The sequence below is a fragment of the Caballeronia sp. LZ033 genome, from assembly GCF_031451265.1.
Lineage (GTDB): Bacteria > Pseudomonadota > Gammaproteobacteria > Burkholderiales > Burkholderiaceae > Caballeronia.
This window is the reverse complement of sequence record NZ_JARUXQ010000003.1, coordinates 157,014-181,543: the sequence shown is the minus strand read 5'-3', so window position 1 is coordinate 181,543 and position 24,530 is coordinate 157,014. Positions and strand designations below refer to the sequence as shown.

Below are 24,530 nucleotides of genomic sequence, written 5' to 3'. Positions count from 1 at the left end.
CCATGGAACCGTCCGCACACGTCGATACCTTCGCGCGCGATTCATTGCCGCCTCAGGATCAATGGCCCGTGCTTCTGCTGGACCATGCCGACACTGCTTATCCGCCGCGCCTGAATTGCGCGACCGAACTGCTGGACCGGGCCATCGATGCCGGTCATGGCGAGCGTCCCGCCATCTGGTCGGACGTAGACGGCGCGCCGCACGCGACGACTTATCGGGAACTGAATGCGCTCGTGAATCGCAGCGCTCATGTGCTCGTCGATGAAATGGGCCTGCGTCCCGGTAACCGGCTGTTGCTGCGCGGACCGAATACCTTGCAGATGGCGGTGGCGTTCCTCGCGGCGTTGAAAGCGGGGCTGGTCGTCGTGCCGACCATGCCGCTGCTGCGCGCGAAGGAACTGAAGCAGATCATCGACAAGGCGCGCATCTCGGCGGCGCTCTGCGACGTGCGGCTCACCGAAGAACTCGCGCGCTGTCGCGAGGCGGGCGAGCATCATTGCGCCACGCTCGCGCAAGTCTTCACCTTCCACGACGATGCCCCGGACGCGCTGGAGGTGCTGGCGGCATCGAAGCCCGATCATTTCGACGCCTGCGACACCGCCGCCGACGATGTCTGCCTCATCGCGTTCACGAGCGGCACGACGGGCGCGCCGAAGGGCTGCATGCACTTTCATCGCGACGTGCTCGCGATGTGCGACCTGTTCCCGCGCCATATCCTCAAGCCCACGCCCGACGATGTGTTCTGCGGCACGCCGCCGCTCGCGTTTACGTTCGGGCTCGGCGGGCTGCTGTGCTTTCCGTTGCGCGCCGGGGCATCCACGGTGCTGCTGGAAAAGCTCACGCCCGAGTCCTTGCTGCACACCATCGAGCGCTTCAAGGCCAGCATCGTGTTCACCGCGCCGACCTTCTATCGGCAGATGGCGCCGCTGATCGGCCGCTTCGATGTATCGAGCCTGAAAAAAACCGTCTCCGCCGGCGAAGCCTTGCCTGCCTCCACGCGCGCTCTGTGGCGTGACGCGAGCGGGATCGAGATGATCGATGGTATTGGCGGCACGGAGATGATCCATATCTTCATCTCGTCGGCGGGCGCGGAGGTGCGCGATCAGGCCATCGGCCGCGCGGTGCCTGGCTATGTCGTGCAGGCCGTCGACGACGCCATGCAGCCCGTGCCGCCCGGCACCCTCGGCAAGCTCGCGGTGCGCGGTCCGACCGGTTGCCGCTATCTGTCGGACCCGCGTCAGCAGAACTTCGTGCGCGACGGCTGGAACCTGCCCGGCGATGCTGTCGTGATCGATGAAGACGGCTATGTGTTCTATCAGGCGCGCGCCGACGACATGATCGTCTCGGCGGGCTACAACATCTCCGGGCCCGAAGTGGAAAGCGTGCTGATGAAGCACGAAGCCGTGGCGGAGTGCGGCGTGATCGGCGTGCCGGACGAGACGCGCGGCCAGATCGTGAAGGCTTTCGTCGTGCTCAATCCCGGTTTTATCGGCGATGATGCGCTTACCGCCGAGTTGCAGGCCTTCGTGAAGCGCAACGTCGCGCCCTACAAGTATCCGCGTCTGGTGACCTTCCTCGCGGCCTTGCCGCGCACGGAGACCGGCAAGCTCAAGCGTTTCGCATTGCGGGCGCTGTAGAACCGCGTCGCGAGAAAAAAAGTCGGCTCGGGTAGAGTAGGGTTCGCGTCCGCCGCAGGGCGGCCAGCCAACTCTTCCGGGCAACAAGAACAATGATCAACAGACGACGCACTCTCGCCGTATCCCTCCTTGCCGCGCTCGCCCTGTCTTCACAGGCTGCATCGGCTGCGAGCAAGACGCTCGTGTTCTGTTCCGAAGGCAGCCCCGCCGGTTTCGATTCCGCGCAGTACACCACCAGCACCGACTTCGACGCGGGCGCTCACGCCGTCTACGACACGCTGGTCGAATTCAAGCGCGGCACGCTGGATCTCACGCCCGGACTCGCCGAGAAATGGGACGAGTCGCCGGATGCGAAGACCTTCACCTTCCATCTGCGACGCGGCGTGAAGTTCCAGTCGACACCCTGGTTCAAACCGACGCGCGACTTCAACGCCGACGACGTGGTGTTCACGTTCAAGCGCATGATCGACCCGAACGAGCCGTTCCAGAAGGCGCATCCGGTCAGCTTTCCCTATCTGACCGATCTCGGCTACGACAAGAACATCGCCTCGGTGGAGAAGCTCGACGACAACACGGTCCGCTTCACGCTGAAGACGCCGGACGTGGTGTTCGTGCGCAACGTCGCGATGGAATTCGCGTCGATCGTCTCGGCCGAGTATGCGGCGCAATTGCTCAAGCAGGGCAAGCCGGAAGATATCAACCAGAAGCCGGTGGGCACCGGCGCGTTCGTGTTCCGCGACTACCAGAAGGACTCGACCATCCGCTACGAAGTGAATCCGACTTATTGGAACCGCAAGGACGTGCATATCGACAAGCTCGTCTTCTCGATCACGCCCGACGCGGCCGTGCGTCAGCAGAAGCTCGCGAGCGGCGAATGCCAGGTGACGTCGTTCCCGCGTCCCGCCGACATCGCCACATCGAAACAGGACTCGAAACTCACGGTGCTGTCGGGCGTCGGTTTCAACGTGGCCTATGTCGGCTACAACACGACCCACAAGCCGCTCGACAACGTGAAGGTGCGCCGCGCGCTGGACATGGCAATCGACAAGCAGGCGATCATCAAGACCGTCTACGAAGGCGCGGCCACGGTGGCGACCAATCCGATGCCGCCCTCGCAATGGTCCTATAACAAGGCGCTGAAGGACGCGCCGCGCGACCCCGCGAAGGCGAAGGCGCTGCTGAAGGAAGCGGGCTTTCCGGACGGCTTCACGATCACGCTGTGGGCCATGCCGGTGCAGCGCGGCTATAACCCGAACGCGCGTCTGATGGCGCAGCTGATCCAGTCCGACTGGGCGAAGATCGGCGTGAAGGCGAACATCGTGACGTACGAATGGGCCGAGTACAACAAGCGCGCGAAGACCGACGGCGAACACGACGCCATTCTTTACGGCTGGCTCGGCGACAACGGCGATCCGGACAACTGGCTCGGCACCACGCTGGGCTGCGACGCGGTGCATGGCAGCAACATGGCGAAGTGGTGCAACAAGCAGTTCGACGACCTGCTTGCGAAGGCCCGGCTCATCACGGATCAGAACGCGCGCACGAAGCTGTACGAGGAAGCGCAGGTGGTGTTCAAGGATCAGGTGCCGTACACGCCGCTCGCGCACGCCAACATCTTCCAGCCGATCTCGAAGCGCGTTCACGGCTATCTGATCAGCCCGCTTGGCGGACACCGCTTCGACGGCATCACGCTCGATTGAGCGCCGCGCGGGGAGTTCAGCCTCCGCGATACCAGGCGTCGATGCTGTCGCGCTGCTCGTGCTTTCCGGGCTGCGTGCGACGGGCGTCGACGCCGCGCACCGGGTGCGGCGACGCCTTGGCACCGGCGAATCGGTCCGCATGCGAAACCCGGCAGACGCGTTTCGACATGCTGCAATCGCCGGCTAACGCAGGCACGGCGGACCATGCCACGCTCGCGGCGAGAAGAATGATGATGAACTGGGGTTTCATGGCGGCTTCCTTCGCGGATCGATAACGTCCCGCGCCCCGAAGTGCATGGCCCATGCCAGTGTGCGCGGCAGATGCCCGCAAAGCCCGTCATGAAAGGGCGAGCGCGTCAGCGCACGCGGCCGCGCATGCTCCATGTGTCGGCGGCACGACGACGCTCTGAAGCCGCCCTGTTCGCGCGTCTCCGACACCGCCATGCAGCCGTGTCGTTTTCCGCCAGTTTCCAGACGCGTGGGCGAAGGCAGTCAGGCGCGATGATCCGCACACTCCCTAGCCTGCACTACAGGAGTGAGACAAGTGAGCCCCACGCACGCGCGTCATGCCGCCTCGCAGCCGTCACCGCCCGTCACGCTGGACGACATCACCGTCGTCGATCACGCTTTGCTCAAACGCGCGGTCGGCGCAATGGCGCTGGGCAATGCCATGGAGTGGTTCGATTTCGGCGTCTACAGCTATATCGCCGTGGTGCTGGGCCAGGTGTTCTTTCCGTCGAGCATTCCGTCCGCGCAGCTGATCGCAACCTTCGGCACCTTCGCGGCAGCCTTTCTCGTGCGGCCCATTGGCGGCATGGTGTTCGGCCCGCTCGGCGACCGCATCGGCCGCCAGCGCGTGCTCGCGATGACGATGATCATGATGGCCGCCGGCACCTTCTGCATCGGCCTCCTTCCGGCCTATACGTCGATCGGCATCTTCGCGCCCGTCCTGCTGCTGCTCGCGCGGCTCGTGCAGGGCTTCTCCACCGGCGGCGAATATGGCGGCGCGGCGACCTTCATCGCCGAGTTCTCCACCGATGCGCGGCGCGGCTTCTTCGGCAGCTTCCTCGAAGTGGGCACGCTGGTGGGCTACATCCTCGGCGCGGGCACCGTCGCCCTGCTGACCGCCTTGCTGCCGCATGATGCGCTGCTCTCGTGGGGCTGGCGCGTGCCGTTCATGATCGCCGGGCCGCTGGGTCTGGTCGGCCTGTACATCCGCATGAAGCTGGAGGAAACGCCTGCGTTCAAGAAGGAGGCGCAGGCGCGCGAGAAGGACGAGCGCTCGCGGCCGAAGGAATCGTTCGTGCAGTTGCTGTCGCATCAGGGCAAGCCGATGCTGCAATGCGTCGGCCTCGTGCTGATCTTCAACGTCACCGACTACATGGCGCTTTCGTATCTGCCGAGCTATCTGTCGGCGACGCTGCATTTCGCCGAGACGCGAGGCCTGCTGCTCGTGCTGCTCGTCATGCTGCTGATGATCCCGATGACGCTGTGCGCCGGCCATCTCTCCGATCGTCTCGGCCGCCGGCCCGTGATGATGACTGGGTGTATCGGCCTGTTCGCGCTCTCGATTCCGGCGCTGCTGCTCGTGCGCACCGGTGCGCCTTCTCTCGTGTTTCTCGGCCTGCTGATGTTCGGCGCGCTGCTGTCCACGTTTACCGGCGTCATGCCTTCTTCCCTGCCCGCCCTCTTCCCGACGCGCATCCGCTATGGCGCGCTGGCCATCGGCTTCAATGTTTCGGTATCGCTGTTCGGCGGCACGACGCCGCTGGTCACGGCATGGCTCGTCGATGCAACCGGCAACCTGATGATGCCCGCCTACTATCTGATGGCGGCCTCGGTGATCGGCATGATGTCGGTGTTCGCGCTGCAAGAAAGCGCGCGCAAGCCGTTGCCTGGCTCGGGTCCGTGTGTCGGCACGAAGGGAGAAGCGCTCGCCCTCGCCCGCACGAAACTCAAGGTCGTGCATTCGGGCAAGGGCGAAGTCGTGTTGAAGAAGAAGCGCGCTTAGGTTTGCCCGTGCTCAGGCTGAAAGTGTCTGTTGCAAGGCCTGGAGAAAGCGGAGATACGCGGTCGCGCCAGGGTCGGCATGACCGACACTGCGCTCCTGCACCCACGCCGCACGGCCTTTCCTCGACTGCATCGCGGCCGTTGCGTTGACCTGCTCGTCGGCCTTCGCGATCATCGCATCGAGCGCGTCACTGGTGCTGCCCTGCGACGCGGCCAGCACGTCGAGGCTCGGCACGAGCGCATCGAGCACGGTCTTGTCGCCGACCTGACTCTTGCCGCGCTCGATGATGCGACCGGCCACCGCCTGACCGATCGCGAGCACATCATCGCGGTTCAACGCGTCCTTGCCGTTCACCGTCTTCGCCGCCGCGAGCAGTCCGCCGCCGATCAGCGCCGCGAACGTCGATGGATTCGCCGTCGAAAACGCCTTTGCGGCCGCCAGCAGCGTTTCGTTCAGCGTCGCTTCGGCGGGCAGCGCGGCCAGCGCCTTCACCACGGCCACCGATCCCGACTGCACCGTAATGCCGAGATCGCCGTCGCCGAGCGCTGCGTCGAGATCACGCAGCTCATCGGCATGGGCAGGCAGCGCGTTCAGCGTGCGCGTGAGGATGTCGCGAAGCTCCTGGCTCGTCACACTCATGGATCGCTCCTTCAGGATTCGGTGCCGTCGCGGAAGAAAGGCGAGCGCGCGGGGGCGTCGAGCAGCGCTTCGAGTTCGCCGTCGAGCAGCATGAGGGTGATCGACGCACCTGCCATTTCCAGGCTCGTCACGTATTCGCCAACATACGAACGCGCGATCTTCAGCCCTTGATCCGCGATCAGCTTCGCCGAGCGCCGGTACAGCAGATACAGTTCTTCGAGCGGCGTCGCGCCCAGCCCGTTCACCAGCAGCGCGACGCGCGAGCCCTTCGGAGCGGCGAGATCGCTGGTGATCTGCGTGGTGATGCGCTCGGCGATCGCATCGGCGGATTCCAGCTTGCCGCGATGCGTGCCCGGTTCGCCATGAATGCCGATGCCGATCTCCATTTCCCCTTCGGGCAGCGTGAAGGTGGGCTTTCCGGCGGCGGGGAGAATGGTGGGCGAGAGGCCGACGCCCATCGTGCGGCAGTTGGCATTGGCCTTCGCGCAGATGCGCGTCACGTCGTCGAGCGAATCGCCGCGCTCCGCCGCCGCGCCGGCGCACTTGAACGCGAACACCATGCCAGCGACGCCGCGCCGGTCGGCTGCGCGGTCTTTCGGTGCGGAGGCGACGTCATCGGTGAGCACGACCGTCTTCACGTCGATGCCTTCAGCCTCCGCCAGATCCGCCGCGAGATCGAAGTTGAGCACGTCGCCACCGTAGTTGCCGTACACATACAGCACGCCCGCGCCGCCGCTCACGGCCTTGGTCGCTTCGAAAATCTGCTCGGACGACGGCGACGAGAACACGTTGCCCACCGCGACGCCGCTGCACAAGCCCTCGCCTACGTAACCCAGAAAGCCCGGCAGATGGCCCGAGCCGCCGCCCGTCACGATGCCGACACGGCCCTTGCCCGGCGCATCGGCGCGAACCAGTGCGCGCTGATCGGCGGTGGCGGCGCGGATCCAGTGCGGATGGGCGAGCAGCAGCGCCTCGATGATCTCGTCGACGAATTCGTCCGGCTGGTTGATGATTTTCTTCATGGTGGGCGTCTCCAATGTGTTCAGGGCTTGCGCCGTTGGCTCAGGGCATCGAGCAGCACGGCGGCGAAGATGACGCCGCCTTGAATGAACTGTGTCCAGAACGGATTCACGCCGAGCAGCGACAAGCCGACATTGATCACGCCGATCAGCACCACGCCGATGAACGTGCCGACAATGGACCCGCGCCCGCCCGCGAGCGAAGTCCCGCCGATCACGATGGCCGCAATGACCTGCAACTCGAGTCCGTTCGCAGCGGAAGGCAACGCGGAATTGAGCCGCCCGGCCAGCACGATGCCCGCGATCGCCGCCGTGACGCCGGCCAGCATGTAGGTGAAGAACACCACGCGCCGCACCGGGATGCCCGCGAGCCGCGCCGCTTCCTGATTGCCGCCGACGGCGAACACCTGATGTCCGAAGGTGGTCTTGCGCAGCAATACGTGGCCGATGACGAAGACCACGAGCATGACGACCATCGGCATGGGCAGGCCGGCGACCGTCTTCGCGCCGAACAGCGTGAACGCGCTCGGAAAATCGAACTTGGTGCGGCCATCGGAAATGGCGAGCGTGAGACCGCGCGCCATGGCCATTGCCGCGAGCGTGACGATGAACGGCACGAGCCGCAGCCACGAGACCGCGAGGCCGTTGAGCGCGCCCGCGCCCGCGCCGACGGCGAGCGTCACGCACAGTCCTGCAACGCCGAGCCCCACCGCGCCCGGACTGGAGCCGGCCATCACGGTGGCGGCGACCATGCCGCTCAGCGCCACGAGCGAGCCGACCGACAGATCGATCCCCGACGTGATGATGACGAAGGTGCCGCCCACCGCCGCGATGCCCACGACGGACACCTGCACCATGATGTTGGTCAGCGTGCTGGTGGTGAGAAATTCCGGCGATGCAATGGAAAGCGCCACGCATATGATGACGAGCGCCGCGAACAACGGCCCGATGCCGCTGCGCAACTGGCGGATCACGCGGCGCGAGAGCGCCTCGGAATCCGCACGATCGGCTGCTGTGGAGGTCATGCGCCTGCTCCTGTCGTTGCCCACTGAATGACGGTTTCCGAGTTCGCCTGAGCGCGCGGAATCTCGGTCACGATAGTGCCGCGATACATCACCAGCACGCGATCCGACATGCCGAGCAGTTCCGGCAGCTCCGAACTCACCATGACGACCGCCGCGCCCGCGCGCGCCATCGTCACCATGTGCGCGTAGATCTCCGACTTCGCGCCCACGTCGATGCCGCGCGTCGGTTCATCGAGCATGATGACGGACGGGCTGGTTGCCGTCGCGCGGCCGAGAATCACTTTCTGCTGGTTGCCGCCGGAGAGCGTGCCGGTGATCTGCAACACGGACGAAGCTCGCACGCTGAAACGCGCGCTGGCTTCGTGCGCGAGCTTGCGCTTCTTCGCGCGGCTGACGAAGCCGCCGCTCGCCAGCGCCTTCAGGCTCGACAGCGCGATGTTCTCCTCGATGTTCGCCTCCAGCACCAGCCCTTCGAGCTTGCGGTCCTCCGACGTGTAGACGAGGCCATGCCGCACGCCTTGCGTCGGCGAGTGATTGCTCACTTTCTTGCCGCGCACGTGGATTTCGCCGCCTGTCACCGGCAGCGCGCCAAAGATGGTCTTCAGCAACTCCGTGCGCCCCGCACCTGCGATCCCCGCAATGCCGACGATTTCCCCCGCGCGCACCGCAAAGCTCGCGTTGCGCAGCAGCGGCGCGCTGGCGAGATCGCGGACTTCGAGCACCACGGGACCGTATTCACGCGGCTCCCACGGATAGAACGATTCGAGATCGCGCGCGACCATGGCCTGCACGAGATCGGCCTCGGTCCATTTGGACATCGGGCGCGCGCCGACCGTCGCGCCGTCGCGCATCACGACCGCCGAGTCCGCGAGTTCGAACACCTCTTCCAGATGGTGCGAAATGAAGATGATCCCCATGCCTTCCGCGCGCAGCCGCCGCACCACGGCGTACAGATTCGCGATGTCGTGGCTTTGCAGCGCGGCGGTGGGTTCGTCCATCACGAGGATGCGTGCGTCGCGTGCAATCGCCTTCGCGACTTCTACCAGCTGACGCTTGTTCAGCGGCAGATCGCCGAGGCGCATCCAGGGCGGCACGTTGTCCAGCCCGACGCGCGCGAGCGCTTCACGCGCCATCTGGTTCGCTTCGCGCATCCTCATGAAACCGTTGCGCGCGGGCATGCGGCCGAGGAACAGATTCTCCGCGACCGTCATGTCGTTGATGAGCGAAAGCTCCTGATAGATCACGGCCACGCCCGCGTCGATGGCGGCGTTCGTGCCGCGCGCAAGCGGCATGCCGTCGATCTCGATCGTGCCCTCATCGGGTTCGTAGGCGCCTGAAAGCGTCTTCACCAGCGACGACTTGCCCGCGCCGTTCTCGCCGACGATCGCCATCACGTGCCCTGCGTGCAGCTCGAGGCTGACGCCGCGCAACGCCTTCACGCCGGGAAAGCTCTTCACGATGCCCTGCATGCGCAGCAACGGTTTGGCCGATGTGGCGGGGGTACGTGCGTGAGCGTGTGTTTCGACTGTCATGATCCGCATTCCGTGTGCGGGCCGCCTGTCCTGGAGGACACGCGGCCGCCGGTTGCCCTTACTGCTTCACTTCCTCCGACCACAGCCCGTATTTCTTCACTTCATCCGAGTCGATGTTGGATTTGTCGATCAGCATCGTCGGCCACGCGTAGTTCGCGGGCACGTCCTTCTTCGCGTTGTAATCCGCGATGAATTGCAGCGACTTAGCCGCCATCATGATCGGATTCTGCGAGATGGTGGCGTCCTGCTTGCCCGCGCGGATCGCGGAGAGCGCCTGCGCGGTGCCGTCGGCGCCGATCACGAGGATATGCTCCTTGTCGCCGAGCGGCTTGTAGCGCCCGGCATTGTCGATGGCCTTTTCCGCGCCCACGGTGTTGTCGTCGTTGGCGCCGAAGACGGCATCGATCTGCGGGAATTTCTGCAGGATATTGGTCATCGCGTTGAGCGACTTCTCCTGGTCGAACGCGCCTTCCTGGCGTGCGACGACCTTGATGTTCGGATACTTGGCGATCTCCTCGCTGAAGCCCTTCTCACGGTCCGTCGCCGCTGTCGTGCCGACCAACCCGATCAGGTCCACCACGTTGCCCTTCTCCTCGCCGTAGCGCTTCTTCAGTTGCTCGGCGATCCATTTCGCGCCGGTCTGGCCGAGCGCCACGTTGTCCGACGCGACAAACGAGGTCACCTTGCCGCCATCCGAACCGCGGTCCAGCGTGAACACCGGAACGTTCATTTCATTCGCCTTCTGCACGGCGGGGATGATCGCTTTCGAGTCGATCGGATTCAGCACGATGGCCGTCACGCCCTGGCTCAGCAGGTTGAGGGCGTCGTTGACCTGCTGCTGGGCGTCGCCGTTCGCGTTGGTCTGCACGAGCTCGAAGCCCTGCTCCTTCGAACCGCGTTCGACGCCCGCCTTCAGGCCGACGAAGAACGCGTTGTTGAGCGTCGCGATCGAGAAGCCGATCTTCGGCTTGCCGCCCGCCGAACTCGTCGCCGCCGCGCTCGCGGGTGCGCTGGCGGGCGCGCTCGCGCTCGCCGCTGAACTGGTGCTGCTCGTGGACGATGAGTTGTCGCTCTTCGAGCATCCGGTCAGCGCGGCGGCCGCGCACAGCACGACGGCGCCCGTGGATTTGCCGAACGTGCCCCAACTGTCGAATCTTGCTGAACTCCAGGCCATGGTTGTCTCCGTTGTACGAGTGGTTCAATGCGATGACGTTGCGGTGAGCGCTGCGCTGGCTTTTTTGCTCCGTGCTGCCGTCAGCGAGCTTCGTTGCTGCGCCTGCCATAAGTCTTGAACTTCTCCAGCACTTCTTCCATCTGCTGATCCGACAGCACGGGCGGTGCACCAATCTGCAACGCCAGCAGATACTGCCGCGCGAGCACTTCGATTTCGTGCGCGAGCCAGACCGCGCGCGCCAGGTCCGTTCCCAACGCGATCACGCCGTGATGCGCCAGCAAACACGCGCGGCGGTCCTGCAACGCCGCCAGCGCGTGATCCGACAGTTGCTGGCTGCCGAACACCGCATAGGGCGCGCAACGCACGGAGTTGCCGCCTGCTGCCGCCACCATGTAGTGCAGCGCGGGAATCTCGCGGCCGTGAATGGCAAGCGCGGTGGCCGCGATCGAATGCGTGTGGACGACGGCATGCATGTCGCCGCGCGCGCGCAGGATGTCGCGATGAATGCGCCATTCCGAAGACGGCCGCGCGGTGCGCAACACGTCGGCGTCGTCGGCGATGTCGAGCGGCAAGCGGACGATCTGTCCTGCGTCCAGCTCGCGCGCGGCGACGCCGCTTGGTGTAATCAGGAAGCCGTCGCCATGCCGCGCGCTCACGTTGCCCGAGGTGCCTTGATTGATGCCCAGCCGTTCCATCTCGAGCGCTGTCTCGACGATCCCTTGCCGCAGCGCGACTTCCTGCATCGCGCTCATGCGGCATTCCCCTCGGCCGCGAACAGACTGCGCAGCGCGTGCTCGAACGGCGGCTTCACGATGCCGCGCTCCGTGATGAAGCCGGTCACGAGCGCATGCGGCGTGACATCGAAAGCCGGATTGCGCGCCTGGATGGCGTCGGGCGCGACGCGCCGCCCGGCCAGATGCGTGACTTCCTCCGCCGCGCGTTCCTCGATTTCGATACGCGCGCCGCCAGCGGTGTGCAGGTCCAGCGTCGACGACGGACACGCGACATAGAACGGAATGCCGTAGTGATGCGCCGCGATGGCGACGCCGAGCGTGCCGATCTTGTTGGCGAAGTCGCCGTTCGCCGCGACGCGATCCGTCCCGACGATCACCAGATCGACGAGTCCTTGCGACATGATCGACGCCGCCGCGCTGTCCATGATGAGCGTCACGTCGACGCCCGCCTGCTGCAATTCGAATGCCGTGAGCCGCGCGCCCTGCAACAGCGGGCGCGTTTCGTCGGCATAGACTTTGAAGGCGCGGCCCGCGCGATGCGCCGCGTAGATCGGCGCCGTTGCCGTGCCGGTGCCGGTGGTCGCAAGCGCACCGGCATTGCAGTGCGTGAGCACGCCGCTGCCTTCGCGAATGAGCGCCATGCCATGCATGCCGATGCCTTCGCACAGCGCCACATCTTCCTCGTGGATGCGCCGCGCCTCTTCGACCAAAGCCTGATACAGCATGGCGGCATCGTGTGCGTCGGTCGCGCGGGCGCGGTCCAGCATGCGCCGCAAGCCCCAGCTCAGATTGACCGCCGTGGGCCGCGCGGATTCGAGCCACACCGCCTGACGTTCGAGCGCCGCACGAAACTCCGCGATGGGCAACGCGGTCGAGTCGCGCATCGCGATGCACAGCCCGTATGCCGCCGCCACGCCGATGGCCGGCGCACCGCGCACGCGCAACTCGCGAATGGCGCGCCAGACGGACTGCACGTCCGCCACGTTCTCCACCACGATCTCATGCGGCAGACGCGTCTGGTCGAGCAGCAGCAGATCGCCGTCGCGCCATTCGATCGTCGGGGGAAGCGTGCTGAACAAGCGCTGCGAATCCATGAAGTCTCCCTGTGCGAAACCTGTGCGAAACGAGCCGCCGTTACATTGACACCGCATCGCGCTGGAGCTCGCGCGCCAGCGTCGCGACCTGTTCGATGTCGCCCAGCGCCGCGCGCTGCACGAGCAAGGTCTCCGCGCAACGCAGACAGCGCATCTCGATGCGGGCCCGCGCTTCGGCATCGGCGATGCGCGTGATCTCCGCGACCTTCGCCATGCCGACGATACGCCGGATCATCTTGCAGCCCGCGAAGCCGAGCGACTCGGCGAGCAGCCGGCGCATGAAGTGCGCTCGATAGGCCGCGACCGCGCGGTTCTCTGCGCCGCCGCCGATGAACGGCCGCTTGCTGCGGTTTTCGTGATCGCGCCACAGCGCCACGAATTGCGCGCTGAAGCCGTTCCAGATGCGCGTCATCTGGTCGAGCAGCCATTCCTGGTATTCGAGCGGATCGCGCCCGTCGAGACGTCCGTGCCAGTCGCGCGAGAAGTACGCGAGCAGCAGGTTCGCAAGCAGCGCACCGACGTCGAAGCCCATCGGGCCATAGAACGCGAACTCGGGATCGATCACGAAGGTGTCTTCCGCGTTCACCATGATCGAGCCGGTATGCAGGTCGCCGTGCAGCAGCGTTTCCGCGTGGTTCATGAAGGCCCACTTCATGTCGGCGGCGGCGGCGCGCAGCGGTTCGTGGGTCCTGAGCCTTTCGATGGCCGCCTGCGGCAGCGCGGGACTGTAGACGTTCGAAGGATGCGCCTCGAACGGAAAGGTAAAAACCAGATCCTCGGTGATCTTGCACAGCTCCGGATTGATGGCCGCGCCGGCTGCCTGCTTCTTGATGTCGGCCGAGAGAAAGAGATCGGAGCCGAAGAAGAGCGTATGGGCGAGATACGCCGACAGATGCTGCGCAAGCAACGGATAGACCGTGCCGTCCATCAGGCCTTGCCGCAGGATGCGATGCGACGCGAGATGCTGCATCACCATCAGGAAGCGCGTGCTGTCCGCGTGATAGACCTTCGGCACATGTTGCGGACAGAGCGCGCCGAAGCGCCGCAACGCGGCGACTTCATGCTCCATGCGCTGACACGACAGCGGCCAGGTCTTGCCGACCAGACGCAGGAACGGCGGCGCCTGCTTCACGACGACACTGCGCTGCGGCGTTTTCGTGTTGGTCACGAAATACACATAGTTCAGATTGCCGTCGCCGACTTCCGCGACATCCAGATCCGCAGGATCGCCCAGCAGCGCGCGCACGTCGGGCACGCCGCCCAGATACGCGGCCAGTTCCTGCGCCGTGAAAGCTTCAAACTCCATCGGTGCCTCCTCCGATGTGCTCCGGCACGCGCGCTCAACGACGCTTGCGCACCAGATCGAACTTGAAGATGCTCGTGTTGTAGTAGTCGTTGCTGTAGCAGAGCGGCTCGCCGCTCTGATCGAAATCCACTTCGTCCAGCAGCAGGAACAGGCCGAAACCATCGCCGAGTTCCGGCAGGTCGCGCGGCGTCAGGATGGTCGGCTGGATCGACGTGTGGGTGTGCGACAGCCGGCGTCCGGTGCGCTCCAGCATGCCGAACAGCGATTCGCCCAACTCGCCCTCCGCGCCGTCGAAGACGTGCTTCGGGATGGTATCGATGCAGTACGCGGCGATGGCGTCATCCGCGCGGCGCACGCGCTCGATGCGCACGCACGGATCGCCGGGCCGGATGCCGAGCTTCTCCGCCAGACTCTCCGATGCCGCCACATGCTCCATCTGCTTGCGGCTCGTCGACGGCACAGCGCCCACGCTGCGGATCATGTCCGTCACCGACATCAGATCATCGAGCCCGCCGTGCAGCTTCAGCGAAATTTGTCTGATGAAGGTGCCCTTGCCCTGCAGACGCGACAGCAGCCCGTGCGAGATCATCTGCGCCACGGCCTCGCGCAGACTGGACCGGCCGACGCCGAGCAGCTCGCAAAGCTCTATTTCAGTGGGAATCTGATCGCCGGGCTTGAGCTTGCGCTCATGGATCATGTCGAGAAGCGACGCCTGGATCTTGTCGCTCATCGAACGCTCGACGCTCAGGCGCATGAAGGTCTCTCGGTTGGCAGTCACTGAAATGTACATCAGACGTCTGATGTTTCTCTCGGGACTTTCCCGGACGGTTCTGCGCCTCGATGGAGATTTGCTTCATGCGCGGATGCAGCATGAAAATGCCCGTCGCGCGCATGGCGACGGGCTTTGCAGTGCACGAATTCCGCTGCGTCACACGGGCGCGGCAGCGTCCACGAACGGCAGGATATTTTTCATGGCGCGTTCGACGTATTCGTCTTTTTCGCCGACCGGCGCGACATAATCCAACGCGGCGCATGCCGCATCGACACCTTCCAGACGCGCGATCACCCAGGCTGCCAGATACTGGGATGCAAGACATCCGCCCGCCGTCGCCACATTGCCGTTCGCGACGAAAGGCTGATCGAGCGTGCGCACGCCGGCTTCCTGAACCCACGGCTTCGTGGTGAGGTCGGTGCAGGCGGGTACATCGTTCAGCAGGCCGAGTTTCGCGAGGATCAGCGTTCCCGAGCACTGGGCCGCAAGCAACTGGCGGCTGGGGTCGAGGCGGATGCGCGCCATCAATGCGGCATCGGCCACGACGTCGCGCGTTTGCCTGCCGCTGCCGACGATCACCGCATCCGCCGCGCTCGCCTCCTCCAGCGTGGCCTGCGCCCGGATGACGACGCCGTTCATCGACGTCACTTCCGCCAACGGACACGCAAGCGAAACCCTCCAGTCCGGCTTCCTGATGCGATTCAGAATGCCGAGCGCGATCAGCGAGTCGAGTTCGTTGAACCCATCGAACGTGAGAATGGCGATGTGCATGGCGACAACCTTTCATGGCGGGGAGAGTTCAGGCATGCTACGGTCAGCCATGAATACAATCAAATGATTGTCATGGATACATCCTGTTCCGGACGCGTCTCATGCCACAGCCTGCACGTTACAAACAGATCGTCGACCGCATCGCTGAAGATATCGCATCGGGCCAACTTAAGCCGGGCACGCGTCTGCCGACGCATCGTGAACTGGCCGCGCGCGAAGGACTCGGCATCGTCACGGCCACGCGCGTGTACGCCGAGCTCGACGCCATGGGACTCGTCAGCGGCGAGACCGGGCGCGGTACTTTCGTGAAGGAAGCCGGCCTGCCGAACGGGCTGGGCATCGATCAGGTCGCCATCGCCTTGGACATGGTCGATCTGAACTTCAACTATCCCGCGCTTGCGGGGCAGACGGAATTGCTGCGCACAGCGTTGCGGCAACTGGCATCTGCGGGGAATCTGGAGGCCTTGCTGCGCTATCAGCCGCATGCCGGACGGCTTCACGAACGCGCGTGCGTCGCGCGCCATCTCGAACGCCGCGGACTTTCGATCGACGCAGAGCAGGTCTTGCTCGTCGATGGCGCGCAGCATGGTCTGGCGACCACCGTCATGGGCTTGCTCAAGCCCGGCGATGTGGTAGCGGTGGACGCGCTCACTTATACCGGCTTCAAGTTGCTGGCGCAGTCGCAGCGGCTGGAACTCGCACCGCTCGCCGCGTCCGGCGCCGGACCCGATCCCGATGCGCTCGAAGCGCTCTGCAAGCGGCGTCGCGTCCGCGCCATCTACACGATGCCCACGCTGCACAATCCGCTCGGCTGGGTGATGACGGCGAGCAGACGCAGGCAACTCGTGTCGATCGCGCGCAAGCATGGGCTGTTCATCATCGAGGACGCCGCCTATGCCTTTCTCGCCGATGACGCGCCGCCCCCACTCGCGGCCCTCGCGCCGGATATCACGGTGTATGTGTCGGGCTTCTCGAAGAGCGTGGCAACGGGATTGCGTGTCGGCTATGTCGTGGCCCCGCGCGAGCGGGTGTCGAAGATCGAACGCGCGATCCGGGTGACGACGTGGAACACGCCTGGCGTAATGACAGCATTGGCCTGTGGCTGGCTCGAAGACGGAACGGTCGAACGACTCGAAGCGGAAAAGCGCGCCGATGCCACGATGCGCCAGACAGTGGCGGCCCGCGCGTTGAGCCGCTTGAAACGGCTGGCGCATCCCGCGTCCTATTTCATCTGGCTGCCGATGCCGGAAGACGTCCGCGCGGACCGCATCGCGAAGGCGCTGATACAGGAACGGATCTCGGTATCGACGGCCGAGCCTTTCTGCACGACGGCGCACGTGCCGCATGCGTTGCGGCTGGCGCTGGGATCGGTGGATGTGGAGACGTTACGGCTTGCGCTGGAACGGGTGCAGGAGGTGGTGAGCCTTCACATCGACGCGTGAAGCCGAGGTTCACGCCCGCATGCGTGCGTGCGCGCCGTCGGCCCCGCGCGCCAGGTCGACGAATGCCGCCAGATAGTCGATGCCCTGGTCCGACTCGCGCATGCCGAGATAGATCTTCTTCGCGATGCCCTTCCGGCCCAGCTTGAGCGGCGCAATGGGCATCCGGTCCGCATACTCTTCCGCGAGCCAGCGTGGCAGCGCGGCGACGCCCCGGCCGCTCGCTACCATCTGCATCATGATGTCCGTCGTCTCGATCACCTTGTGCCGCCGCGGCACGACGTTGGCCGGCGTCAGAAACTGCGTGTAGATGTCGAGCCTGTCGGTTTCGACCGGATAGGTGATGAGCACTTCGGACCCGATCTGTTCCGGCGTGACGTAGTCCGCCGATGCCAGCGCATGGTCCTCCGGGACCACGAGAACCTGTTCGTAGTCGAACACCGGCACGAAGCGCAAACCCTCCTTTTTCAAGGGGTCCGGCGTCACGAGGATGTCGATGTCGAAGCCGAACAGCGCGCCGATTCCGCCGAACTGGAAACGCTGCTTCACATCCACATCGACGTCGGGCCAGCTCGCAAGATACGGCGAGACCACGCGAAGCAGCCATTGATAGCAGGGATGACACTCCATGCCGATGCGCAAGGTGCCGCGCTCGCCCTGTGCGTACTGCTTCATGCGCGCTTCGGCATGCTCGAACTGCGGCAACAGCCGATTCGCCAGACCAAGCAGGTAGTGCCCCGCCTGCGTCAACCGCATGGAACGGCCTTCACGCGTCCAGACCGCCGTGCCCAATTGCTGTTCGAGCTTCCTGACCGTGTGGCTCAGCGCCGACTGGGTGAGATTCAGGACCTCCGCTGCGGCAGTCAGCGAACCTTGCCTCTCGACCTCACGCACGACGAGCAAATGACTGCGTTCCAGCATGACGTGCTCCATGAAAGAATTTGATCATTGTATGAAAACTTACCATTTTTATTCATACATCGGAAATTCTATCATCGTCGCTACCGCCACTTTCATGGACGACACGCGCGATGGTCACGACACACAACCCGGGTTTTCCGCGCATCGGCGCCGGACGCGAATTGAAGTTCGCGCTCGAGAAATACTGGAAGGACGAGTCGTCGCTCGATGAACTCAAAACGGTCGGCGCGCAGCTGCGTGAACGTCACTGGAAGCAACAGGCGCGTCTGGACTATGTACCCGTCGGCGAATTCGCGTTCTACGATCAAGTGCTCGACATGAGCTTCACGCTTGGCAATCTGCCCGAACGCGTGCGCGACTTCCACGGCGACACGCTGGACAACACCTTCCGCGTTGCGCGCGGCCGCTCGGCGGCGGGTGCTGAAGCGCGCGCCGCCTGCTGCGCGGGCGTCGCCGCCGGCGAGATGACCAAGTGGTTCGATACCAACTATCACTACATCGTCCCCGAGTTCGATGCGAACACGCACTTCAAACTCGATACGTCACGTCTGGTCGAACAGGTTTCGCAGGCGCGTGCGCTGGGCGTGAATGTGAAGCCAGTCATCATCGGGCCGGTGACGTATCTGTGGCTCGGCAAGGCGAAAGACGACAGCGACAAGCTCGCACTGCTGCCGCGCATCCTGCCGGTCTACGCCGCGTTGCTCGATCATTTCGCGGCGCAAGGTGTGGACTGGGTGCAGATCGACGAACCGGCGCTCGTCACCGAACTGGACGAAGCATGGCGCGCTGCGTTCGTCACTGCTTACGATGCGCTGTCCGCCCGACGCGTGCGAGTGCTCCTCACCACCTACTTCGGCCAGTTGCAGGAGAACCTTTCGCTCGCGTGCCGATTGCCGATCGACGGGCTGCATATCGATGCGATCAACGCACGTAAAGAAATCGATGCCGCCGCCGCTGAGCTGCCGGACACGGCGGTGGTGTCCGTCGGCGCGATCGACGGACGCAATATCTGGAAAAGCAACCTGAACGCGATTCTCGAATGGCTCGAACCGCTGCACCGGCAACTTGGTGATCGGTTGTGGATCGCACCGTCCTGCTCGCTGCTTCATGTGCCGGTCGACCTCGACACGGAAGTTCAACTCGATGCCGAGATCAAGTCGTGGCTCGCTTTTGCGCTGCAGAAACTCGGGGAACTGGAAGTGCTGGCCGGCGCGTTGAATCATGGCCGAAAATCCGTCGCCGATGAACTTGGCGCGAACGCAACCGCCATCGAAAGCCGGCGTCGGTCTCCGCGCGTCAATAACCCGGCGGTGAAGGCAGCCATTGCAGGCATCGACGCGACGCTCGGCAAGCGTCAACACGGCTACGAAGAACGGGCGAAGAAGCAGGCCGCGATTCTCGGCCTGCCCGCATTCCCGACGACAACTATCGGATCGTTCCCGCAGACCGGCGAGATTCGTCAGGCGCGCAGCCGGTTCAAGCGCGGCGAACTCGACGACGCGAGCTATCGCACGGCGATGGAGCAGGAAATCGCCCGTGCGGTGCGCGAACAGGAGGCGCTCGGGCTCGATGTGCTCGTGCATGGCGAAGCCGAACGCAACGACATGGTCGAATACTTCGGCGAGCAGCTGGACGGCTATGCGTTCAGTCGGTTCGGCTGGGTGCAGTCGTATGGATCGCGCTGCGTCAAGCCGCCGATCCTGTTCGGCGATATCAGCCGCCCGAAGGCCATGACGGTGGAATGGACGCGGTACGCGGCCTCACAGACCAGCAAGCCGATGAAAGGCATGCTGACCGGCCCGGTCACGATCCTTAACTGGTCTTTCGTACGTGACGATCAACCTCGCTCGGTGTCATGCCAGCAGTTGGCGCTCGCGATCCGTCAGGAAGTCCTGGATCTCGAGAGGGCCGGCGTCCGTGTGATTCAGATCGACGAAGCGGCGCTTCGCGAAGGTTTGCCGTTGCGGCGCGCGCAGTGGGACGCGTATCTGCGCTGGGCGGTGGAATCGTTCCGCATCACGGCCAATGGCGTACAGGATGAAACGCAGATTCACACGCACATGTGCTATTCGGAATTCAACGACATCATCGCCTCGATCGCTGACATGGATGCGGATGTGATTACCATCGAGACGTCACGTTCGGATATGGAACTGCTCGATGCCTTCGATGACTTCAAGTATCCGAATCAGATTGGGCCGGGTGTGTATGACATCCATTCGCCGAACATTCCGAGCCAGGAACATATCGTCAATCTGATGAGGAAGGCGGCAGAGCGGATTCCGGCGGAACGCCTGTGGGTGAATCCGGATTGCGGGCTGAAGACGCGTCAGTGGGATGAGGTAATTCCGGCGCTCAGGAATATGGTCGCGGCGGCGGAGACGTTGCGTGCTTCTTTGAAGTGAGTCCGCAGTTGCCGTCAGGACGCGCGCCCCGCCTATGCGGGGCGCTATCCCTAGTTGGCTCGCCTCTCAAACCAACACGCGCTCTGCCTTCAAAGCTTTTCTTATATGCGTAATTTTATGAAGCGGTTGGAGCAGGGAATACACGATTAATCTGAACTGCCGGGATCGTTAACCCTTAGGCGAATGTATCTGAAGCGTCGGAAGTTGCGGAGAAGGGACTGATTTGTCAGAAAACGGGTATCGTGCCTGTCCTCTCCGCGATGCGACTCACGATCCGTCCCAACGGATCGCAACGGATGTTCAACACGCGCCCGAGCGGATCGACTGTGCGTGATTGGAAACGCAAAGAACCGCCGATTTATCCGTGGCTCAGGCTCGCCGGGCACTGGATCGAGCAGGCCGGGTGTTCAGCCCAGGGCAGCGCGTGAGAATCAACGTCGAACACGGCGGATTGTAATTAGTCGATCCTTAAAAATCTCGAAGTCCCTTACTGATGGGCTGTTAATGGCGAAACTAGATTACCGGAATTGCAGGATACGGGCATATTAGAGCGTGCAAGCCTGCAAAATTCGATGAGGTTCGAATGAAAGCGCGTGTGACACAGCGAGATTTCTTCCGCCAGCCGATGCTTGAGCAGATCAATTTGAAGCATCCACTGGTGCGCCTGGCCGGGTTGATCGACTGGGCGCATCTCGGCACGACGATGAGTGCAAGCTTCGTGTCTGTTGCTGGACGCTCCGCGACATCCCCGCGCTTTTGCTGGTTTGTTCTATCTTCAACACACGTTTGACCTGTCCGATGAAGAGGTTGTGTGGCAGTGGGTCGAAAACCCTTATTGGCAAGTCTTCACGGGCGAAGTGTTCTGCAGACCGAGCCACCCATCGATCCGTCGAGCCTAACGCGCTGGCGCAAACGACTCGGTGAGGCGGGAATCGAAGCGTTGTTGGCGCAGACCATCGAGGCTGCCAAACGCGCCGGCGTTATCAAGGCGTCAAGCGCGTGATCGTCGACACGACCGTCATGCCCAAGACAATCGCCCATCCCACTGACTCTCGCTTGCTTGAGCGGTGTCGCGAGCATCTGGTCAAGGCTGCAGAGCGCCACGGTCTGAAGCTTCGGCAGAACTACAACCGCGAAGCGCCCCGCCTGGCGCTGCAGATTGGCCGCTACGCGCACGCCAAGCAATTCAAGCGGATGAGAAAGGCATTGCGAACGCTGCGCTCGCGTGTGGGCAGGGTGATGCGCGATGTCGAACGGCAAGTCGAGCGGGTATCGGAGTCGGGCCGCATCGCATTGCTCGAACTGATTGCTCAAACGAAGCGCATCCTGTCGCAAAAGCCGAGGGACAAGAACAAGCTCTACGCACTACACGCTCCCGAAGTCGAGTGTCTAGCCAAAGGCAAGGCTCGCATGCCTTATGAATTTGGGGTGAAAGTGTCGATCACGACGACGCATAAGGAAGGGTTGGTCGTCGGGGCTCGCTTGATGCCGGGAAATCCGTACGATGGTCACACGCTGGCAGAGGCGTTGGAGCAGGCCGCAATTCTGAGTGATGTAAGTCCTGAAGTGGCGATTGTGGATCGCGGATACAAGGGCGTTGCGATTGAAGGCGCAAAGATCTATCACCCGGGTATGCGTCGCGGCATCACGCGTGGACTGCGCGCGATGATCCGCCGGCGAAGCGCAATCGAGCCCGCCATCGGCCACATGAAGACAGACGGCAGGCTTGATCGGAATTGGCTCAAAGGTGCATTAGGCGATGCGATTCACGCAGTGTTGTGCGGCGCGGGTTACAACCTGAGGATGATCCTCAGGAGGCTGACGCTTTTTTACGTCTTAATGCTGAGCTTGTTCTTCAGCATGCCTCCTCGAATGTTCCTCTCGTAACTCAACTCGTGCAGGGCTCGGCGCATTGTTCAGGGTCGACTCTTTATGGCTGAAGCAGCATTGTCTTAAGCTCAGAACCACATCTATTCACGAAATAAATCCAAATCTCGTCCTCCTCGCTAACAACCGCCAAATAGGTATCTTTAGATTTACTTGAAACAATAAACTCAGGACTCTCTCTATTTACCGCGAATACCTCAAGAATGGGAGTTTCCAACGGGAATTGAACCATCGCCCAAGGAAGTAAGCCCAACCCTCCGATTGAAATCAAACAAGAAACGTCTGATGTCGTGGCCGATATTAGCTCAGCCGATTGTGCAAGCTTCCACCAGCTTTTCGACGCATCTTCCATGCAACGGTCAGAGAAGACGACTGACGGTTGCGACCCAATGCGTACCACATGCGTCCAAACCTGTTGCGGCGTAAAGGTTTGGATCTCATTCGCAAAACCGGAGAAGATAACCTCGGGATGTTTCCCTAAGAAAAATTCTAATTGGGACTTTGCATCAATTTTCATTTCCCCCCCGGATAGTAATAGTGATGTCCGCCATCGATCTGCGAGTAGCGTTCTGCCACATTTACGTTACCACCCCAGCCAAAATCAACGAAATCGCGCGTCGGATCGATTTTTGGCTGCCCTGCATGGAAATGCGGATCTCCATCTTTCAAATGTTCCGAGATCACTCTCGACCCTTGATCTGTCTCAAACTGCATATATCGGCCATGAGATTGAGTGTGATTAGAGAACAAATAGCCAGGCATGCCTCGTCTTGTCGCATCGTTTCCAACTTCCCAAACTGCATCTGGCCTTGTGCCTCTGGGAATTCCGGCCCTATCGAATATTGCGTCCAACGCTTCCTGGCGGGTATCAAATTTTTTATCGCATGATCTGAGTCCTAGGGGATCGATCCACCCAAACATGTTGAGTGCGAACTCATATGGATTTTCACCGCCTTCAAGTCCAATCGGATCCTGCGAGATGAACTGCCCCGTGTAGGGATCGAAATATCTATACCGGTTGTAATGCAGCCCCGACTCGTCATCGAAGTACTGCCCCTGCAACCTACCTCACAAACTGCGAACAAACCTCTCTAAATCTTCCTTCCATTTACTCGATGTGATCTTGCTAAAATAAAGTCTTTTTCGTCGATTGTTGTCTTCGACGTACAGAATGTCCGCCAATTTTTGAGTTCTTCTACCAAGATCGTCGAATAAATAAAAAATCAGATCGAGTGACTTCCCGGATTGAATCTTCTCTATCTTCCAAACCACTCTCTCATCGTCAACAATGAATAAATCGCTATCCTCGTCGAAAATCATCCAACCGGCGTTCTCCAAAGCCTGCTTTAATTCGACCATTCGCGCCGTGGTCATCACAGACTCTCCCAAAAATGCTTCGGTGGTGTAATGCCGCTATTTCTAAATCCGACACTAAGTTTTTCCTGATTTATAGTTGCACCTTCTTTTGACCAAGTATCTATCGAAAGAATTTGTCCTTTCTTGTCTGTGATGGTAAGACTGTAACTATCTTCTCCAACTTTCCGAACATAATACCCTGCGTCGGGGTATTTTCCACCTTTAAGCTGTACTCCGTCCGTGACGTTTTGCCTACCGCGATCAAGATACTCTGCTGGCGACAGATTGGAATGTCGGTGCGCGTGATCCCTTGAGTCCTGAATCACCCGCACTGAATCTCCTTCTGCTCTTCCACCTTGGCGACGCACATTTCTTCTTTTTCTTTAGGCCAAGGGGATCAATCCATCCAAATGTATTCGGTCCAAACTCAAAAACATTCAAGCCGCCAAGCAGCCCAATGGGGTCCTGAGAGATGAAATGTCCAGTGTAGGGATCGAAATATCTGTACCGGTTGTAATGCAGGTTAGATTCAGCGTCGTAATACTGCCCCTGCAACCGAATGGCCTGCTCGACCTTCCGCGTCTCAACCCAATCGATCCCACCCGCAACACTGTAGTGCGTTTCCCAAACTATGTCACCGTCCGCGCTGCTTAGCCTGACCGGCGCACCATTCGGATCATTCTGATAGAAGTAAATCCGCTTGCAGGCCCCGTCATCCACCTGCATCGCCAAGGGCTCGAAGCCATCCTGCCGATACACATAAAACCGCGCTTCGCTCTCGATAAACGCCGTTCGCCGCACCTCGCCGGCCATCGCATCGCCGTCCCACAGGAACCACGTCCACGCCCCTTCATCGCGATGCCTGTGCCCCACCTCCGGCCTGACATCCGCCGCCTGCTTGCCAATACGCCGACCGAGCGCATCATATCGATACACCCATCGCTCATTAGCGGTGTTCTCGAACCCCACCATCCGCCCGAACTCGTCCCACGTGAACTGCTCCACGCCTCGCGCAGGATGCGTACGCTCGGCTAGCTGCCCCGCCGCATCCAGCCACCAGCGCGCGCCGTCCGGATGCTGCCACTCACGGCCTCGCTCGGTCGCCCGC

21 protein-coding genes and 2 pseudogenes are annotated in these 24,530 nt (G+C 62.5%); 6 read left to right on the top strand and 17 right to left on the bottom strand.

The features are described 5' to 3' along the window. Positions 1–2 precede the first annotated feature (2 nt). Both QCE62_RS22145 and QCE62_RS22140 read left to right on the top strand, forming a co-directional pair. Complete coding sequence (locus tag QCE62_RS22145; protein ID WP_309923232.1) at positions 3–1,637, top strand: AMP-binding protein; 1,635 nt, start codon at positions 3–5, stop codon at positions 1,635–1,637. Positions 1,638–1,729: 92 nt separating this feature from the next. Next, complete coding sequence (locus tag QCE62_RS22140; protein WP_309923230.1) at positions 1,730–3,337, top strand: ABC transporter substrate-binding protein; 1,608 nt, start codon at positions 1,730–1,732, stop codon at positions 3,335–3,337. A gap of 16 nt (positions 3,338–3,353) precedes the next feature. On the opposite strand, the gene QCE62_RS22135 is transcribed toward QCE62_RS22140, so the two are convergent. Next, entirely contained in the window at positions 3,354–3,587 is a 234-nt protein-coding gene (locus QCE62_RS22135) for a hypothetical protein (RefSeq protein ID WP_309923228.1), read from the bottom strand. Between the two features lie 294 nt (positions 3,588–3,881). Here QCE62_RS22135 and proP point away from each other — a divergent pair, with 294 nt between their 5' ends. Beyond that, positions 3,882–5,348 (top strand): glycine betaine/L-proline transporter ProP, encoded by a 1,467-nt coding sequence (gene proP / locus QCE62_RS22130; protein WP_309923226.1) that lies wholly within the window; start codon positions 3,882–3,884, stop codon positions 5,346–5,348. A 12-nt stretch (positions 5,349–5,360) separates the two neighbouring features. Here proP and QCE62_RS22125 read toward each other — a convergent pair whose 3' ends face one another. The 10 genes from QCE62_RS22125 to QCE62_RS22080 form a co-directional block, all read right to left on the bottom strand. Then, complete coding sequence (locus QCE62_RS22125; RefSeq protein ID WP_309923223.1) at positions 5,361–5,987, bottom strand: DAK2 domain-containing protein; 627 nt, start codon at positions 5,985–5,987, stop codon at positions 5,361–5,363. Positions 5,988–5,998: 11 nt separating this feature from the next. Continuing rightward, positions 5,999–7,009, bottom strand: a complete 1,011-nt coding sequence (locus tag QCE62_RS22120; protein ID WP_309923221.1) for a dihydroxyacetone kinase subunit DhaK — start codon at positions 7,007–7,009, stop codon at positions 5,999–6,001. 20 nt (positions 7,010–7,029) lie between these two features. Then, entirely contained in the window at positions 7,030–8,031 is a 1,002-nt protein-coding gene (locus QCE62_RS22115) for an ABC transporter permease (RefSeq protein WP_309923219.1), read from the bottom strand. Then, the gene (locus QCE62_RS22110) at positions 8,028–9,563 is read right to left on the bottom strand and encodes a sugar ABC transporter ATP-binding protein (RefSeq protein WP_309923217.1); all 1,536 of its coding nucleotides are present in this window, start codon (positions 9,561–9,563) and stop codon (positions 8,028–8,030) included. The genes QCE62_RS22115 and QCE62_RS22110 overlap by 4 nt, the downstream gene beginning before the upstream one ends. 58 nt (positions 9,564–9,621) lie before the next feature. After that, entirely contained in the window at positions 9,622–10,737 is a 1,116-nt protein-coding gene (locus QCE62_RS22105; RefSeq protein WP_309923214.1) for a sugar ABC transporter substrate-binding protein, read from the bottom strand. Between the two features lie 80 nt (positions 10,738–10,817). Continuing rightward, complete coding sequence (locus QCE62_RS22100) at positions 10,818–11,489, bottom strand: class II aldolase/adducin family protein (RefSeq protein WP_309923212.1); 672 nt, start codon at positions 11,487–11,489, stop codon at positions 10,818–10,820. Then, the gene (gene mtnA / locus QCE62_RS22095) at positions 11,486–12,565 is read right to left on the bottom strand and encodes an S-methyl-5-thioribose-1-phosphate isomerase (RefSeq protein ID WP_309923211.1); all 1,080 of its coding nucleotides are present in this window, start codon (positions 12,563–12,565) and stop codon (positions 11,486–11,488) included. The genes QCE62_RS22100 and mtnA overlap by 4 nt, the downstream gene beginning before the upstream one ends. A gap of 40 nt (positions 12,566–12,605) precedes the next feature. Then, a complete protein-coding gene (mtnK, locus tag QCE62_RS22090; protein WP_309923209.1) occupies positions 12,606–13,871 on the bottom strand; it encodes an S-methyl-5-thioribose kinase in 1,266 nt (421 codons plus the stop codon). A gap of 34 nt (positions 13,872–13,905) precedes the next feature. Next, positions 13,906–14,625 (bottom strand): GntR family transcriptional regulator, encoded by a 720-nt coding sequence (locus QCE62_RS22085; RefSeq protein WP_309818343.1) that lies wholly within the window; start codon positions 14,623–14,625, stop codon positions 13,906–13,908. A gap of 174 nt (positions 14,626–14,799) precedes the next feature. Further along, the gene (locus tag QCE62_RS22080) at positions 14,800–15,414 is read right to left on the bottom strand and encodes a DJ-1/PfpI family protein (protein WP_309923207.1); all 615 of its coding nucleotides are present in this window, start codon (positions 15,412–15,414) and stop codon (positions 14,800–14,802) included. A gap of 101 nt (positions 15,415–15,515) precedes the next feature. Between QCE62_RS22080 and QCE62_RS22075 the strand changes: the two genes are divergently transcribed. Further along, the gene (locus tag QCE62_RS22075) at positions 15,516–16,856 is read left to right on the top strand and encodes a PLP-dependent aminotransferase family protein (RefSeq protein WP_309923205.1); all 1,341 of its coding nucleotides are present in this window, start codon (positions 15,516–15,518) and stop codon (positions 16,854–16,856) included. 9 nt (positions 16,857–16,865) lie between these two features. Here the strand turns inward: QCE62_RS22075 and QCE62_RS22070 are convergent, their stop codons facing one another. Next, positions 16,866–17,774: a LysR family transcriptional regulator gene (locus tag QCE62_RS22070; RefSeq protein WP_309923203.1), complete on the bottom strand. Its 909-nt coding sequence runs from the start codon at positions 17,772–17,774 to the stop codon at positions 16,866–16,868. Positions 17,775–17,884: 110 nt separating this feature from the next. Here QCE62_RS22070 and metE point away from each other — a divergent pair, with 110 nt between their 5' ends. Both metE and QCE62_RS22060 read left to right on the top strand, forming a co-directional pair. Then, the gene (gene metE, locus QCE62_RS22065; protein WP_309923202.1) at positions 17,885–20,179 is read left to right on the top strand and encodes a 5-methyltetrahydropteroyltriglutamate--homocysteine S-methyltransferase; all 2,295 of its coding nucleotides are present in this window, start codon (positions 17,885–17,887) and stop codon (positions 20,177–20,179) included. Positions 20,180–20,762: 583 nt separating this feature from the next. After that, a pseudogene (locus tag QCE62_RS22060) lies at positions 20,763–22,066 on the top strand (IS5 family transposase). A 43-nt stretch (positions 22,067–22,109) separates the two neighbouring features. Here QCE62_RS22060 and QCE62_RS22055 read toward each other — a convergent pair. The 5 genes and pseudogenes from QCE62_RS22055 to QCE62_RS22040 form a co-directional block, all read right to left on the bottom strand. Beyond that, complete coding sequence (locus QCE62_RS22055) at positions 22,110–22,583, bottom strand: hypothetical protein (protein WP_309923200.1); 474 nt, start codon at positions 22,581–22,583, stop codon at positions 22,110–22,112. Further along, the gene (locus QCE62_RS35310) at positions 22,580–22,918 is read right to left on the bottom strand and encodes an HNH/endonuclease VII fold putative polymorphic toxin (protein WP_409017919.1); all 339 of its coding nucleotides are present in this window, start codon (positions 22,916–22,918) and stop codon (positions 22,580–22,582) included. The genes QCE62_RS22055 and QCE62_RS35310 overlap by 4 nt, the downstream gene beginning before the upstream one ends. A 39-nt stretch (positions 22,919–22,957) precedes the next feature. Beyond that, positions 22,958–23,131, bottom strand: a pseudogene (locus QCE62_RS35305) (RHS repeat-associated core domain-containing protein); the annotation flags it as partial. A gap of 3 nt (positions 23,132–23,134) precedes the next feature. Further along, positions 23,135–23,440 (bottom strand): hypothetical protein, encoded by a 306-nt coding sequence (locus QCE62_RS22045; RefSeq protein ID WP_309923196.1) that lies wholly within the window; start codon positions 23,438–23,440, stop codon positions 23,135–23,137. Positions 23,441–23,683: 243 nt separating this feature from the next. Then, the coding region (locus QCE62_RS22040) for an RHS repeat-associated core domain-containing protein (protein WP_309923194.1) at positions 23,684–24,530 on the bottom strand (847 nt) is incomplete at its 5' end.

Coding starts and splice junctions, on each gene's coding strand:
- QCE62_RS22105 (WP_309923214.1), bottom strand. CDS start 10,737: ATGGCCTGGAGTTCAGCAAGATTCGACAGTTGGGGCACGTTCGGCAAA.
- QCE62_RS22120 (WP_309923221.1), bottom strand. CDS start 7,009: ATGAAGAAAATCATCAACCAGCCGGACGAATTCGTCGACGAGATCATC.
- metE (WP_309923202.1), top strand. CDS start 17,885: ATGGTCACGACACACAACCCGGGTTTTCCGCGCATCGGCGCCGGACGC.
- QCE62_RS22110 (WP_309923217.1), bottom strand. CDS start 9,563: ATGACAGTCGAAACACACGCTCACGCACGTACCCCCGCCACATCGGCC.
- QCE62_RS22085 (WP_309818343.1), bottom strand. CDS start 14,625: ATGCGCCTGAGCGTCGAGCGTTCGATGAGCGACAAGATCCAGGCGTCG.
- QCE62_RS22115 (WP_309923219.1), bottom strand. CDS start 8,031: ATGACCTCCACAGCAGCCGATCGTGCGGATTCCGAGGCGCTCTCGCGC.
- QCE62_RS22100 (WP_309923212.1), bottom strand. CDS start 11,489: ATGAGCGCGATGCAGGAAGTCGCGCTGCGGCAAGGGATCGTCGAGACA.
- mtnA (WP_309923211.1), bottom strand. CDS start 12,565: ATGGATTCGCAGCGCTTGTTCAGCACGCTTCCCCCGACGATCGAATGG.
- QCE62_RS22080 (WP_309923207.1), bottom strand. CDS start 15,414: ATGCACATCGCCATTCTCACGTTCGATGGGTTCAACGAACTCGACTCG.
- mtnK (WP_309923209.1), bottom strand. CDS start 13,871: ATGGAGTTTGAAGCTTTCACGGCGCAGGAACTGGCCGCGTATCTGGGC.
- QCE62_RS22070 (WP_309923203.1), bottom strand. CDS start 17,774: ATGCTGGAACGCAGTCATTTGCTCGTCGTGCGTGAGGTCGAGAGGCAA.
- QCE62_RS22145 (WP_309923232.1), top strand. CDS start 3: ATGGAACCGTCCGCACACGTCGATACCTTCGCGCGCGATTCATTGCCG.
- QCE62_RS22055 (WP_309923200.1), bottom strand. CDS start 22,583: ATGAAAATTGATGCAAAGTCCCAATTAGAATTTTTCTTAGGGAAACAT.
- QCE62_RS22075 (WP_309923205.1), top strand. CDS start 15,516: ATGCCACAGCCTGCACGTTACAAACAGATCGTCGACCGCATCGCTGAA.
- QCE62_RS22125 (WP_309923223.1), bottom strand. CDS start 5,987: ATGAGTGTGACGAGCCAGGAGCTTCGCGACATCCTCACGCGCACGCTG.
- QCE62_RS22140 (WP_309923230.1), top strand. CDS start 1,730: ATGATCAACAGACGACGCACTCTCGCCGTATCCCTCCTTGCCGCGCTC.
- QCE62_RS22135 (WP_309923228.1), bottom strand. CDS start 3,587: ATGAAACCCCAGTTCATCATCATTCTTCTCGCCGCGAGCGTGGCATGG.
- QCE62_RS22045 (WP_309923196.1), bottom strand. CDS start 23,440: ATGACCACGGCGCGAATGGTCGAATTAAAGCAGGCTTTGGAGAACGCC.